The sequence below is a fragment of the Actinoplanes sp. NPDC026619 genome (genome assembly GCF_040638295.1).
In the GTDB taxonomy this organism is placed as follows: domain Bacteria; phylum Actinomycetota; class Actinomycetes; order Mycobacteriales; family Micromonosporaceae; genus Actinoplanes.
On record NZ_JBEZYA010000014.1, the window covers coordinates 1 to 13255 of the forward strand.

General features: G+C 70.7%; 15 protein-coding genes. 4 read left to right on the plus strand and 11 right to left on the minus strand.

Annotation, left to right across the window (positions count from 1 at the left end; all coding sequences use genetic code 11):
• The first annotated feature begins 332 nt into the window (after positions 1–332).
• Positions 333–1190, plus strand: coding sequence for an NAD(P)-dependent oxidoreductase (locus tag AB0E90_RS27670; protein WP_360411730.1), 858 nt, complete (start codon positions 333–335; stop codon positions 1188–1190).
• Here the strand turns inward: AB0E90_RS27670 and AB0E90_RS27675 are convergent.
• A complete protein-coding gene (locus AB0E90_RS27675) occupies positions 1156–1743 on the minus strand; it encodes a hypothetical protein (protein WP_360411733.1) in 588 nt (195 codons plus the stop codon). The two genes, AB0E90_RS27670 and AB0E90_RS27675, sit on opposite strands and share 35 nt — an antisense overlap.
• A 137-nt stretch (positions 1744–1880) precedes the next feature.
• Positions 1881–2567, minus strand: coding sequence for an EcsC family protein (locus tag AB0E90_RS27680; protein ID WP_360411736.1), 687 nt, complete (start codon positions 2565–2567; stop codon positions 1881–1883).
• Between the two features lie 217 nt (positions 2568–2784).
• Between AB0E90_RS27680 and AB0E90_RS27685 the strand changes: the two genes are divergently transcribed.
• Together AB0E90_RS27685 and AB0E90_RS27690 are read left to right on the plus strand one after the other, a co-directional pair.
• Positions 2785–3690 carry a PAC2 family protein gene (locus tag AB0E90_RS27685; RefSeq protein WP_360411739.1) on the plus strand — a complete coding sequence of 302 codons (906 nt, stop codon included), beginning with the start codon at positions 2785–2787 and terminating at the stop codon, positions 3688–3690.
• A 41-nt stretch (positions 3691–3731) separates the two neighbouring features.
• A complete protein-coding gene (locus AB0E90_RS27690; RefSeq protein WP_360411742.1) occupies positions 3732–5165 on the plus strand; it encodes a GGDEF domain-containing protein in 1434 nt (477 codons plus the stop codon).
• Here the strand turns inward: AB0E90_RS27690 and AB0E90_RS27695 are convergent.
• The 7 genes from AB0E90_RS27695 to AB0E90_RS27725 are packed head-to-tail and all read right to left on the minus strand — an operon-like array spanning position 5162 to position 10545.
• On the minus strand, positions 5162–5905 hold the full coding sequence (locus AB0E90_RS27695) for an alpha/beta hydrolase family protein (RefSeq protein WP_360411745.1): 744 nt from the start codon (positions 5903–5905) through the stop codon (positions 5162–5164). The two genes, AB0E90_RS27690 and AB0E90_RS27695, sit on opposite strands and share 4 nt — an antisense overlap.
• 26 nt (positions 5906–5931) lie before the next feature.
• Positions 5932–7392: an ATP-binding protein gene (locus AB0E90_RS27700; RefSeq protein ID WP_360411748.1), complete on the minus strand. Its 1461-nt coding sequence runs from the start codon at positions 7390–7392 to the stop codon at positions 5932–5934.
• Positions 7393–7432: 40 nt separating this feature from the next.
• A complete protein-coding gene (locus AB0E90_RS27705) occupies positions 7433–7951 on the minus strand; it encodes a pyridoxamine 5'-phosphate oxidase family protein (RefSeq protein WP_360411751.1) in 519 nt (172 codons plus the stop codon).
• 11 nt (positions 7952–7962) lie between these two features.
• The gene (locus tag AB0E90_RS27710; RefSeq protein WP_360411754.1) at positions 7963–8259 is read right to left on the minus strand and encodes a hypothetical protein; all 297 of its coding nucleotides are present in this window, start codon (positions 8257–8259) and stop codon (positions 7963–7965) included.
• 16 nt (positions 8260–8275) lie between these two features.
• Positions 8276–9247 carry a CU044_5270 family protein gene (locus AB0E90_RS27715; RefSeq protein ID WP_360411757.1) on the minus strand — a complete coding sequence of 324 codons (972 nt, stop codon included), beginning with the start codon at positions 9245–9247 and terminating at the stop codon, positions 8276–8278.
• A 3-nt stretch (positions 9248–9250) separates the two neighbouring features.
• Positions 9251–9862, minus strand: coding sequence for an RNA polymerase sigma factor (locus AB0E90_RS27720; protein WP_360411760.1), 612 nt, complete (start codon positions 9860–9862; stop codon positions 9251–9253).
• A gap of 50 nt (positions 9863–9912) precedes the next feature.
• The gene (locus tag AB0E90_RS27725; RefSeq protein WP_360411762.1) at positions 9913–10545 is read right to left on the minus strand and encodes a TetR family transcriptional regulator; all 633 of its coding nucleotides are present in this window, start codon (positions 10543–10545) and stop codon (positions 9913–9915) included.
• A gap of 68 nt (positions 10546–10613) precedes the next feature.
• Between AB0E90_RS27725 and AB0E90_RS27730 the strand changes: the two genes are divergently transcribed.
• Complete coding sequence (locus AB0E90_RS27730) at positions 10614–11477, plus strand: 2-dehydropantoate 2-reductase N-terminal domain-containing protein (protein ID WP_360411765.1); 864 nt, start codon at positions 10614–10616, stop codon at positions 11475–11477.
• A 3-nt stretch (positions 11478–11480) separates the two neighbouring features.
• On the opposite strand, the gene AB0E90_RS27735 is transcribed toward AB0E90_RS27730, so the two are convergent.
• Together AB0E90_RS27735 and AB0E90_RS27740 are read right to left on the minus strand one after the other, a co-directional pair.
• The gene (locus tag AB0E90_RS27735; RefSeq protein ID WP_360411768.1) at positions 11481–12128 is read right to left on the minus strand and encodes a response regulator transcription factor; all 648 of its coding nucleotides are present in this window, start codon (positions 12126–12128) and stop codon (positions 11481–11483) included.
• Complete coding sequence (locus AB0E90_RS27740; protein WP_360411771.1) at positions 12125–13234, minus strand: sensor histidine kinase; 1110 nt, start codon at positions 13232–13234, stop codon at positions 12125–12127. Before AB0E90_RS27740 ends, AB0E90_RS27735 begins: the two co-directional genes overlap by 4 nt.
• Positions 13235–13255 lie beyond the last annotated feature (21 nt).

Below are 13255 nucleotides of genomic sequence, written 5' to 3' on the forward strand. Positions count from 1 at the left end.
CCGGCCGCAAAACCAGCCGAGCACCCCGTCACCCCGTCCAAAAAGTCCCCCCACGCAACCACCCAAAAGACTCAAGAACACCTTAAAAGCCGAGTCCTTGAAACCGGTGCCTCGAAGTGCAGACCAGAGCCCGGTTCCCTTGAAAAGCGGGCCTCGGAGGGTGCGGGCCCGATATCCGCGAAATCGCGGTCCCGGACCGCAGCCAAAGCCCGACTTCCGCGAAGCCGGGGCCTCGGAATGCAGACCAGCCCGGTTTCCTTGAGGGCCTGGCTATGCGGAGTGCGACGGGGCGCAGGCGGACCGGGACGCCGAAGAAGTGGGAGGTGAGGCGCGTGCGGGTCGCGATTACGGGCGCGAGTGGTTTCTGTGGGGGCCACGTGGCGCGGCTCGCGGCTGCGTCGGGGGCCGAGGTGGTCAGTGTGGGACGGCGGCCCGGGCCTGTGGGGAAGCACGTCTTCTGGGACGCCACGACGGGCGACATTCCCGATATGGCCGGCGTCGATGCGGTGCTGCATCTCGCGGCGGCGGTCGGCGACCCGCGGCCGGGCCGGCGCACCGAAGCCGCCTTTCGCGCCGTGAACGTTGGCGGGACGCGGCGGCTGCTCGAGGCCGCCGGGCAAAGGCCCGTCGTGTGGGTCAGCAGCGCCAGCGTCTATCGGCCGGGGCCGTATACCGGGGCGATTCGGGAGGATCATCCGGTTGAGGGGCAGCGGACGGCTTATGGGCGTACGAAATCGGCTGGGGAATTGCTTGCTCTTGACTTCGGCGCCGTTGTTCTGCGGCCTCGTGCCGTTTACGGCGACGGTGACCCGCACCTGATGCCGCGGCTGCGGCGGACCGTGCGCGGCGGCCGGGCCTGGCTGCCCGGGCCGGATGTGCCGCTCAGCCTCACCGCGGTGGAGAACCTCGCGTCCGCCTGTCTCGCGGCGATCGGCTGGCCGGGCGGCGCCTACAACATCGCGGACGACCGCGTCTATCAGCGGGATGCCGCGGTCGGGGCCGTGCTGGGCGTGCCGGTGCGGCATGTGCCGATCGGCGTTGCTCGCGCGGCCTCGCTGGTGGCGGGGCCGGCGCTCACCCGGTACGGCATCGACCAGGTCACCGACGGGATGGTGCTGGACATCGGTAAGGCGTTGCGGACCGGGTGGCGGCCGTTCACGTCGTTGACACCACTCCGGAGCGGGCAATAGTGCTCGCCGTCGTGCCGTCGCGGCCGCCGATGCTCGACCAGACGGCGTCGACCGAGAAGACGTAGTGGGTCTTCGCGGTGAGGCCGGTGACCGTCACGGTCTGGTAGTTGCAGGCGGTGCCGGGGGTGACGACCGTCCAGCCGACGTCGCGCTGCGCGCCGCTGACCAGGTCCTCGTTGATCGCGGTGACCCGGAACTGCTGGAGAGTGGCGCCCCCGGGGTTGAAGAACGTGACGGCGGCGCTGGTGCTGCCGGGCACGACGGTGGCGCCGGCGATGGTGCCGCGGCCGTTGTCCGGTGTGCAGCCGCCGGTGGGGGTGGGCGGCGGAGTCGTGGTGGTCGACGGCAGTGGCAGGAAGCCGCTCGGAAACGCGCTGGTCGTGGCGGTCCAGACGCTGCCGGTCGCGGACGGTGTGGCGCTGCCCTGCGTGGTGATCACCCAGGGCTTGCCGGTCGCCGACGGAATCGCGGTCGCGCTGGTGGTCGCGCTGGACTTGCAGCCGCCCAGCAGCAGCAAGACAGCGCTGCCGCCCAGCAACAGCCAACGACGCACCCGCCGCCTCCCGTCCAGACCTGGCCCTGTCGAGGGTCAAATCGTCCGGAACGGGATTTTGCTTAGGGCCTGTCCTGCCGGTCACGTGGGAGCGAGGCGAGGCCCAGCCGCCGTCTGGGTGTGCGGCAGGACAGGCCCTACGCCCGGCTGAATCGCTCGCGGGCGCGTTTGGCCAGGTCTTTCGTGGCGGCCGAGTTGACCCAGGTGCCGAGGATGACCGCGGCGCCAGGGATGATCTTGGCGAACACCCGGCGGCCGGCGCGGATGCCGGCCATCTGGGCGAGCCGGACGGTCAGCTTGAGCATCACGCCGGTGATCGGGCGGCCGGCCACATCGGTGAAGAAGCGGCTGGCTCGCTCGCGGCCCGCGGCCACGCCCAGCGCGAGCCGGGCGGTCTCGGCGACCTTGTGCACCCGTTGCAGCACCAGAAGGTCGCTGGCGCGCTCGGTGGCGGCGGGGTCGAGACCGTACGAAGCTGCGATGTGCAGTGTCATCCGGGACTGGGTCCAGGCCAGGACGCCGACGTCGAGGACCGCACCGGGCAGGCCGGTGGCGCCGGAGACGGCCCCGGAGATGCGGGCCAGGGTGGTGAAACGCCGGACGGCCAGGTCGGCGAGCTCATCGGGGGTGATGCCGGGGTGGTCCAAACGCGTACGCTCGGCCCACTGGGCTGCTTCGGGGCCGAGCCGGCGCACCGCTTCCAGAGCGAGGTGCTCAGGAGCGTATTGCGGGTCGGCCTTCATGCGCGACCACAGTGTGCCGGGCGGGGCCTCGGTCTCGGGGATGGGTTCTTTCACGGCGGGCAGATTGGCGGGCTCGCTCACCAGATCACGCTCCGAACGGACTGTGCCGACCTTGAGGGGGGAAGATCTCGTGCCATTGTGCCGTGCGGATGCACGTGCACGCGAGGGTTGAAGATCGGTTGTCGCCAGGCTGAGATCTATCGCACCTTTGGCAAGATCTAGCGATGTCCGGAATGATCCGTGGCCGGTGGTTGTTACGTGTGGTTACCCGAAATTTGAAGCACAGGAGGTCGTCGAGATGCTCGACCCAACCGAGCTCTACGCGTTGGCTGACGACCTACCGGCCCTGGACAAGCCCGTACTGGTCCAGGCGCTCACCGGGTTCGTCGACGCGGGCAGCGCGATCCAGCTGTTTCGCGAAAATCTGCTGGACACCCTGGATACCCAGGTCGTCGCGACATTCGACCTCGACCAGCTGCTCGACTACCGCTCCCGCCGCCCACCGATGATCTTCGTCGAGGACCACTGGGAGTCGTACGAGCAGCCCAGCCTCGCCCTGCACCTGGTGCGCGACCAGCTCGGCGCCGAGTTCCTGCTGCTCGCCGGCCCCGAGCCCGACCTGCAGTGGGAGCGTTTCATCGCGGCCGTGATCGGGCTCATCGACCAGCTCGGGGTCAAGCTGGTCGTCGGTCTCAACGCGATCCCGATGGCCGTGCCGCACACCCGCCCGGTCAGCGTCACCGCGCACGCCACCGACCAGAGCCTGCTCGGTGACCGGGAGTCATGGTTGCAGCGGGTTCAGGTGCCGGCCAGCGTCGGCAACCTCCTCGAGTTCCGGCTCGGCCAGGCCGGCAAGGACGCTCTGGGGTACGCCGCGCACGTCCCGCATTACCTGGCACAGACCAGCTATCCGGCGGCCGCCGAGCTGCTCGCCGACTCGGTGTCGTCGAGCACCGGCCTGGCGCTGCCCACCAACCAACTGCGCAAGGCCGCCGAAGTGGTGCGCGCCGACATCGACAAGCAGATCGCCGACGACGAACAGGCCGCCCGGCTGGTCAGCTCGCTCGAGGCGCAATATGACGCGTTCCTGCGCGGCCGCGAGCAGAACCTGCTGGCCGAGACGGACGCGCCGCTGCCGACGGCCGAGGAGCTGGGCGCCGAGCTGGAGCGCTTCCTGGCGGAGCAGACCCGCGACGATTCCTAGAAGATCTTCACTCGGGGCGGCCGGGGACCGATAAGTCGCGCATGAGACGTGTCCCGGCCGCCGCGATCCCGGTCTTCGCCGCGGTCATGGGTTCGGTCTCGGTCTTCGTGCCGGGAACGAACGCCGCCCACATCGCGTATCTCATCGGATTCACCGTGGTGGTGGCGTCGGCCTGGTACGGGCTACGGCACATCGCCGGACCCAGCGCGCCCGCCTACCGCCTGGTCGCGATCGCGCTGACCCTGTGGCTCGCCGGCGACATCCTGTATGACGTACACGATCGGATCGCCGGCCCGCTCGGTGATGTCACCCCCTCTGACCTGCTGTGGTTGTCGGGTTATCCGTTCCTGGTGGTCGCCATGATCAGGATGGTGCGGCTGCGGGCGCCCGGCCGGCTGCGCGACGGCATGCTCGACGCCGCCGCCATGACGACCGTGGTGGCCTGGCTGTTCTGGCAGTTCCTCATCCTGCCCGCGGCCGAGAATCAGGACCTGTCGCTCGCGATGTTCGTCGGAGCGCTCTACCCGTTCGGCGACGTGATGTTCTTCGCCGCCACCGCGATCCTGGTCTTCGCCCCCGGCCGCACCCGCGGCCCGGCCCGTTACCTGGTCTCGGCCCTGACGCTGACCCTGATCGGCGACATCAGCATCTCCCTGCTGCCGGTCCTGTTCCCGGACCTGTCGCGTTCGGGCCAGGCCGACCGGTTCGACGGCCTGCTGCTGCTCGCGAACAGCCTGCTGGCGGCGGCGATCGTGCACCGCAACGCGGCCAAGGTCGCCGAACCGGACAACACGGCGGCGCAGCGGCTGCATCCGGCCCGGGTGGTGTTCCTGGGCATCGCCCTGGTCGTGCAACCCACGGTGACCGGGCTGCACTCGTTCGACACGCTGGTCAGCCGGGTCTCGCTGTTCGTCTCGATCGCCCTGCTCACCACGTTCATCCTGATGCGCTTCGTCTTCGTGGTCCGCGAGCAGGAACGCATCAAGGGCGCGCTGGCCCACCAGGCCGAGCACGACCCGCTCACCGGGCTGGCCAACCGGGCGGCGCTGCACGCCCAGCTGGAGCTGGCGCTGCTGCGCGCCGCCGAGCTCGGCCCGGTGGTCTTCTACCTGGACCTCAACGGCTTCAAGCAGGTCAACGACCGGTACGGCCACGCGGCCGGCGACCTGATCCTGGTCGAGTTCGCCCACCGCCTCACCGCCACCATCCGCCCGGCGGACACGGCGGCACGCCTCGGCGGCGACGAGTTCGTGGTGCTGGCCACCGAACTCGGGGGTGAGGCCGACATCCTCGGCCACCGGTTGCGCAGGCTGGCCGAGGAACCGGTCCTTTGGAACGGCGAGGCCGTTCACTTCGGGGTCAGCGTCGGCCACGCGGCATGGAGCACGGTGGAGCACCCGAACCCGCACTCGCTGCTCGGCGCGGCCGACGCCGCGATGTACGCCGAGAAGACGGCCCGCAGGCAGGCTGCCTAGCCTTTCGGCAGCATCCAGTCGAGCACCACGCGAATCTGGTCGTCCCAGAACTGCCACTCGTGCTCGCCCGGGCTGAAGCCGGCGTCCAGCGGCACGCCCGCGGCCTCGGCCGCCGCCACGAACCGCTCGTTCTGCTTGACCAGGTGGTCCTCACTGCCACAGCGCAGCATCAGCCGCGGCAGCGTGGCCGGCTCGACGGTCTCGATCAGGTGCAGCAGATCCTCGTCCCCACCACGGACCTCCCGGTCCGCGAAGACCCGCGGCACCAGCTCACGGATATGCGGCCGAAGATCAAACTCCTGGATGTACGCGAGGTCCAGCGCACCGGAAAGACTGGCCGCCGCCGCGAACCGGCCGGGGTCGTGCAGCGCCCACTTGAACGCCCCGTAACCACCCATCGACAGCCCCGCCACGTACGTGTCCGACCGCGCGGTGGACACCTTGAAGAACCGGTCGACGACGGCCGGCAGCTCCACCGACAGGAAGTCCCAGAAGCGCAGGCCGACCGCCTCGTTGGCGTAGAAGCTGCGGTGCACGGCCGGCATGACGACGGCGAGCCCCTTGTCGTGGGCGTACCGCTCGATCGAGGTGAACCGCGTCCACGCGGTGTGATCGTCGGTAAGGCCGTGCAGCAGATAGAGAACCGGCGGCGGCGTGTCCCCCTCCTGCGGCAGCACGACGGTCATCGAGGTGCTGAGCTCGAGCGTCTCAGCAAAGAAGTCACACCGAATCACGGCCATACCGACAGTCTTGCGTACGTCCTTGATCAGCCGTACAGGCGATCCAGGCCGACGAGCTGGACCACTGGGTCCACAGCCGCACGCTCCTGAAGTTCCGGGCTGAACCCGGCGCCGCTGAACAGGACCAGACGGCATCCGTCGGCCGGGCCCGGCCGTCCGGGGAGAAGGGTCCGGATGCGCTGCAGGCGTTCCAAATGGCCCACGCCGACGGTCTCGTTCCATTTGGCCTCGCCGATGCCGAGCAGTTCCTCCTGGTTGTGGCCGTCCCGGCCGAAGACGACCAGGTCCACCTCGCGCCGGCTCTGCGCTTGCGGATCGTTGACGACGCCGGCCGCGACCCTGGTCGGGTAGCCACCGAACACCTCCGGGCCGGCCTCCCAGCGCGCCCAGGCCCGGCAGACCGCCTCGAAGTGCGGCCCCAAGACCTTGCTCAGGAACGTCGGCTGAACCCGCGGCCAGACCTGCGCCGCCCGGCCGGCGCGTTCGAGATCGCCCCACACCGGCCGCATGACCGCGTGGTAGAAGCTGACCAGGGGTTCGGCGATCCGGTAGACGCTCCGATTACTTTTGAAAGCGTCCTCCTCGTGCACGACCAGCCCGACGTCCTCCAGAACGCTGAGCGGGTGGGCCAGGTCGGTGGACTGCCGTCCCAGGAAATTGGCGATCTCCCCTCGCCGGGTGCGGCCGTCCGCGATGGCGGCCAGCACCGAGTGGTAGAGCGCGACATCTCGGATGTCGGGTTCCTCGGCGAGCAGATAGCGGGCCTCACGGAACAGCGGACGGGCCGGGTTCAGCACGGCACGGACCACCCAGGCGTCGAAGTCGTCCGGCCCCGTGGGGGTGTCGTCCTGGATGAACTCGTGCCGGTACGCCGGCGTGCCGCCGACGATCGCGTTGACCAGCAGCGCGGTGCGCGGGTCGTCGATCTGCCAGAACCGGGCGGCGGTGCGGTAGTCCAGCGTCGGCACCATCAGTTCCAGCCCGGCACGTCCACGCAGCGGGGCGGTGCCGGACAGAAGACCGCCCATGGACGACAACGCCGATCCGCACAGCAGCAGCCGGACCTGGGTGTTCGACCGCTGGCCGGCCGGTTCGAGCGCCCGCTGGATGATCGACGGGAGCTCGGGGCTCACCCGGGCCAGGAACGGAAACTCGTCGATGACGACGGGAAGCGGCCCGTTCGGCGCGAGGGTCATGGTGCGGGCGATCGCTTCGTCCCAGTTGGCGAAACGCAGCGGGGTCGGTTCGCGCAGATAGCCGCCGAGCGCCTCGCCGTACTGGCGCAGCGCATCTGCCGCCGATGACTCGGTGGCGGTGAAGATGAACCCGCCGGCCGTCCTGACCAAGGCGTCGAGCAGGAACGTCTTCCCCTGCCGACGACGCCCAGACACAACTCCGAGCGTGGCGCCGGACCGCTTCACAGTCGCGTGGCGCACCAGCTCGGCCCACTCGCTGTCGCGGTCGAAGATCTCCGTTGGCTTTTCCATCAGCACGACCCTCATATAGGTACGGTTATTATAACCATGCTTATAAAGGCAACGGCTTCCAGAACTGGCGGGCGGCGTAGCCCTCGCGCCGCAGCCAGTGCTCGGTGTAGACGATGCGGGTGGGGTCGATGACCACCAGGGTGTCCTGGGGTGGGTCGGTCAGGGGGCGGCCTCGTTCGGCGTGTTCGTTCTCCCAGCGGAACGCCGCCCAGTAGTGCTCGCGGTCCGGGTGGCCGGGTGGGAGCACGCGCGCCTCGCCGAACAGCTGAGCGCCTCGGCTGCTGGCCAGGCCGGTCAGCGGGGCGAAGACGCCGACCGAGACGCGCGGGTCGGCGGCGATGTTGCGCAGTTTCGGCGAGCGCGGCGCGGCCGTGAACAGCACCGCGAAGCCGAGTGAGTAATAGCGCACCGGCGTGGCCAGCGGGCCGTCGTCGCCGGTGGTCGCCAGCACGCACATGTTCTGCGACGAGAGCAGGTTGAGGAGGCGTTCCTCGAGGCGCTCGCGCGGCAGCCGGGCGGCCGGCATGGGTTCGGTGAGCCAGGGGTTCGTCAGCGGCATGCGCCGAGATCTTAACGAGCGGTGTCGATCACCAGGTCTGCTCGGTCGCGGGTGCCGTCCGCCGCGAAGAACCGCTCCTCCTGCGCCATCCACGGCAAGTCGAAGCGTGGCCACCAGCCGGCGAAGTCGCTCCACGAAACGAAGTCGTCGATCTCGATGATCGGCGCCTTCAGCGCCTCGGCCAACGGCCGGGCGAGGCTGCTCTTCCCGGCGCCGCTCGGGCCGTCGATTCCCACTATGCGTACGCCGTTGACGGGCTCGCGGGTGGCGACCGCAGCCGCCACCCGCTCCACGACGTCACGTTCCACGAACGCAGCCTAAGTGCTAATTGGTCTGGCCGGCCTTGTCGACCACCGCGACCGCGAGCACAGCCGTGGTGCTGTTGATCCCACCGGCTTTGCGACCGTCCTTCGACTCCACCTGGACGCTGCGCTCGCCCAGGTAGGCGAAGGTCTTCGGATTGAAGATCCACTCACTGCGCGAGCCGTCGAACTTGTCGTGCAGGGCGAGCGCCACGCCGTGCCGGCCGATCGCGTCGACCGCGTCGACCTTCTCCACGCCCGGGATGAGGGCGGCCGCCTGGTAGAGCGCGGCGAGCAGTTCGGGCGTGGGCGGCAGCGCCTCGACGAGGTAGTAGTGGATCTGGTTGAACGCCGCCTCGTTCGGGCCGTGGCCGGTGCCGGCCGTGTCCTTGTAGATCTTGTCCAGCAGCTTGTGCGGATCGGTCGGCAGCCCGGCGAAGCGCTGCTCGTTGGTCTGGCCGCTCTTGAACTGCTCGGTGCGGCCGTTCTCCTTGACCATGGCGTTCTTCGACGCGTCGCCCGGCAGCCAGATCTCGCGGTCGTGCAGCGGGTCGAGCCCGAGATCCGTGTCTTTCTCCGCGCCGTTGCGGAAGGCGATGCGGCTCTTCACGTACAGGAACTGGTTCTTGCCCACGGTGAGGTCGGACTGCTGGGCGACCAGGGCCACCTGGGTCGCGAACCGGCCGACCGGGGTGTCCGGAAGCACCGCGGCCGGGCTCGCCGGCGACGACGCCGGTGCCTGCGCCTGGGTCGGCGGCGCCTCGGCCGGGTCGCCGCGCAGCCCCGCCACGGCGCCGACCGCAGCCAGCGCCGCGACCGCGGTGGCGGCCACGAGCGACACCACCAGCCGCCGTCGGCGCTGCGGGTGTGCGGCGGCGGGCGACGTGAATTCCTGCATCAGGTGCTCCTTCAGCAACAGGTGACGGTCGGCCGTGAGGTCCGCCGACACCGGCGCCGGCAGCAGCCCGCGCAGTTCCTCGATGTCCTTGTCCATCGGCTAGCCCTTCTGGTTCGACCGGGCCGCGAACGCGCGGCCACCTGTAGCTGTCTCGGAGCGGGGTAAGAGTTCCGGATCCGCCGCGACGAGTTTGCGGAGTTTCTCGCGGGCCCGGGACAGCCGGGACCGCACGGTGCCGACCGGCACGCCGAGCGCTTCCGCCGCGCCGGCGTAGTCGAGGCCGCTCCACACGCAGAGCAGCACCACCTCCCGCTCCGCCCGGCGCAGCCGCTCGATCGCCCGCCTCGCCGCGGCGAGGCGGGCCGCGTCGTGCGCCCGCTCGACCAGCTCGTCCGCGAAATCCGGGACGGGCGGCGGCGCGGGCATGCGTTGCAGGGCATCGCGGTGCCGCCGCGCCGACCGGCCGGTGTTGCGCAGCACGTTGGTGGCGATGCCGAGCAGCCACGGCAGCACGCTGTCCCCCTCGGGCCGCAGCTTCTCGTGCAGCCGCCACGCCTCGAGGAACGTCAGGGACACCACGTCCTCGGCGGCCGACGGGTCGCCGGTCCAGCGCGTCGCGTACCGGTGCACGGCACTCGCGAAGGCGTCGAACAGCAGGCCGAAGGCAGCCCGGTCACCGGCCCGGAGCTGAGTTCGAGTAGGTAGATCCACGTTGGTGACTGTCCGCAGCGCAGTGTGAGTTCCCGGATGCCGCCGAAAAGTTACCGCGTCGCGGTCGGTGGCGCGCTCATCGCTGCCGCCAGGAACGTGAGCGCCCAGCGCCGGGCCTCGTCGCCGGCGACCGGGGACGAGCAGCCCGGGGTGGGCCGGTGGTAGATCTCGACGCGGTCCACGGCCGTCACCGCGAGAATCCCCCGCATCCGGAACCAGAGCTCCGCCTCCGCGAGGCTGGGCAGCGCACGCCCGAAGGCCGCCACGTAGCGATCGCGGACCGCGTCCTCGGCCGGGCCCATCCAGTTGCGCACCTCCTCGGCGGGGTCGCTGAGGATCGTCACGATCAGCCGGGACGTCCGGGCGCCGCCCTCGTCGCCGGCCGGCATCTCGTCGAACAGCGGCCCCACGAAGGCCTCCACCAGGTCGGCGACCTGCGGGTCCGGCGTCCGGGCGAGCAGTCGGTCGAGCCCGGCGGCCTGGGCGGCGTTGATCGGCTCGATGACGCGGCGGGCGACCGCGGCCAGCAGGTCCGACTTCGAGCCGAAGTGGTAACCGACGGCGGCGAGGTTCGCGCCGGCCAGTTCGGTAATCGCGCGGATCGAGGTGCCGCGGTAACCGCGCTCGGCGAAGAGGCGTTCGGCCGCGTCGAGGAGCTGGGTGCGGGTGTCGGGTGGCGCCACGTGTGCGTACTCTACATACGTTCGATTCAAACGAACGTATGACTTAATCCGCGTACGAGGGGATTGTCGTGAAGCTGCTCGTCTACGGCGCCGGGGTCTGCGGCAGCCTGCTCGCTGCCCGCCTGCATGAGGCCGGGCACGACGTCTCGCTCCTGGCCCGGGGTAAGCGCCTGGAAGCCCTGCGCCGGCACGGTTTACAGCTCGCCGAGGCCCGCAGCCCGGCCGTCCGGCGGGTGCCGGTGCCGGTGGTCGAGCACCCGGCCGGCGGATATGACCTGACCGCCGTCGTCGTCCGCGCCCATCAGATGGACGCGGTGCTGGAGTCACTCGCCGACCTCAGCGGGGACGTGCTGTTCCTGCTCAACTGGGCGGCCGGCGCGGAGCCGCTGGGCGCGGCGATCGGCCCGGAGCGGGTGCTGCTCGGCTTCCCCTCGGCCGCCGGCACCATGGACGGTGACGTGATCCGTTACCGCGCGGCCACCCTCCTGACGCGCCGGGTCCCGATGCCGGTCGGCGAACCCGGCGGTCTGACCACCCCGCGGCTGGAACGGATCGTGCGGGCGTTCCGCACCGCCGGGATCAACGCCAAGGCCGAGCCGCGGATGGACGACTGGCTCAAGACGCACGCCGCGTTCGTGGTGCCACTCGGGCAGGCGGTGATCGCAGCGGGCGGCCCGAGCGCACTGGCCGCCGATCCGGACGCGGTCCGCGGCATGCTCCGCCTCATCCGGGAGAACCTGACCGTCCTGCCGTCGCCGCCGGTCCCGCGCGCGTTCGCCGCGCTGCGCACTCTGCCGGAAGGGCTGCTTGTGGCCGTGCTGCGGCGCTTCCTGCGGAGCCCGACGGCCGCGAACAGCGGGCTCGGCAACCCCTCCCCCGCCACCGAGGCAGCGGAGCTTACGCGGGTGGCCGAGCAGATGCGGTCTCGATAGGCGTCATCGCGACAGGCCGGCCTGGATCGCCAGGATGGCGGCGCCGACCCGATCACGGGTGCCGGTCTTGGCCAGCACGTTGGCGACGTGCGTCTTGACCGTGCTCATCGAGAGGTGGAGCTGCCGGGCGATCTCGTCGTTGTTGAGGCCGGAACCGATCAACGTGAGCACGTCCGTCTCCCTCGCGGTCAGGCGGTAGGGCGTCAGCTCGACGGGGGTCGCCGGCCCGGTCGAGCGGACCCGGTCGAGCACCGCCCCGGTGACCTCGGCGGAGAGGATCGCCTCGCCGGCCGCGACGGTGCGCACCGCGGCGATCAGGTCGCGGCCACTGCACCGCTTGAGCAGGAACCCGCGCGCACCGGCGGCGATGGCGTCCAGCACATACGCGTCGTCGTCGAAGGTGGTGACGATGATGACGACCGGCGCGTGCGGGATGCCGGCCAGTTCCCGGGTGGCTTGCAAACCGTCGAGCACCGGCATGCGGATGTCGACCAGGGCGAGGTCGATGAGGGGGTCGCGGCGCACGGCGTCGAGGAGTTGCCGGCCGTCGGCGACCTCGGCGGCCACCCGGATGTCCGGCTGTGAACGCAGGATCAGGCTGAAACCGTCGCGAACCAGCTCCTGGTCGTCGGCGATCGCCACCCGGATCACGGTTGCCTCACCGGCATGCTGACTTCCAGCAGTGTGCCGCCGCCGGGCCGCCGGCTCAGTTGCCAGCTACCGCCGACCGCGTCCACGCGTTCCGCGATGCCGAGCAGGCCCGAACCGCGTGCCGGCGGAGTCGCGGGTGGACCGATGCCGTCGTCGCTGATCCGCAGCCGGGCGTCGGCGCCGTCGCGCACCAGTTCGACCCAGGCGGCCGTGGCCCGGGCGTGCCGGGCAATGTTGGTGAGGGCCTCCTGGGCGATGCGGTACGCGGTCAGCGCGCTCACCTCGTCCAGGCCCGGATCGGTGGCCAGGTGGACGTGCACCGTCACCCCCTGCTGGCGCAACGGCTGCGCGAGCAACTCGTCGATGTCGGACAGATGCGGCGGCCGGCTCACCACGATCGCGGCGCTCGGATCGCGCAGGTGCACGACCAGGGTGTCGAGGTCGCGCAGCGCGGTGCGGCCGCTGTCCGCGATCGTCGCCAGCGCGGCCGCCGGGTCTCCGCTGAACTGGCCGGCCTCGGCCTGCACGACCATGGCCGTGACGTGGTGGCCGACCACGTCGTGCAACTCGCGGGCCAGGTTGGTGCGCTGCTCGAGCCAGGCTGCCTGGCCGCGCAACTCGGCCGCTTCCCGGGTGATGGCATCGGCCCGCGCCCAGGAGCGGAGCAACGTCGCCAGGAGGTAGCCGACCACGACGAAGACGAACGGCTGACCGTACAGCTCGCGGTGGTGCGCCAGCGCGACGGCGAGGGCTCCGGCCGCGCCCGCGAACCCGCCCACCCATCCCAGCCAGGGCCGCCGGGCCCGGTCTTGACCGGTCGACAGGAACACCAGGGCGGCGGCCGCCAGGCCCAGCTGAACCGACTCGCCGGTGCTCACGGCGGCCACGAACGCGGCGCAGACCGCGAAGACGAAGGACTGGTAGGCAGAAAGCACGGCCACGGCCGCGACACCGGCGGGCAGCACGAGCCACAGCCAGCCGGCCGGGATCGACACGCCCCCATCGACGGTCGCGACCACGAGCACGACGATCAGACCGGCCGCCCCGTTGGCGACCGTGCGCACCCGCTCCGGGGTGCGCGACCATTCCTGGACTGTGGTGAGCACCCGTCCAGTCTCGCGATCGGG

What these genes read in the sequence shown, in the direction of transcription:
- AB0E90_RS27695 (WP_360411745.1), bottom strand. Translation starts at nt 5,905, where the DNA reads ATGGCCGTGATTCGGTGTGACTTCTTTGCTGAGACGCTCGAGCTCAGC.
- AB0E90_RS27685 (WP_360411739.1), top strand. Translation starts at nt 2,785, where the DNA reads ATGCTCGACCCAACCGAGCTCTACGCGTTGGCTGACGACCTACCGGCC.
- AB0E90_RS27705 (WP_360411751.1), bottom strand. Translation starts at nt 7,951, where the DNA reads ATGCCGCTGACGAACCCCTGGCTCACCGAACCCATGCCGGCCGCCCGG.
- AB0E90_RS27700 (WP_360411748.1), bottom strand. Translation starts at nt 7,392, where the DNA reads ATGGAAAAGCCAACGGAGATCTTCGACCGCGACAGCGAGTGGGCCGAG.
- AB0E90_RS27690 (WP_360411742.1), top strand. Translation starts at nt 3,732, where the DNA reads ATGAGACGTGTCCCGGCCGCCGCGATCCCGGTCTTCGCCGCGGTCATG.
- AB0E90_RS27715 (WP_360411757.1), bottom strand. Translation starts at nt 9,247, where the DNA reads ATGGACAAGGACATCGAGGAACTGCGCGGGCTGCTGCCGGCGCCGGTG.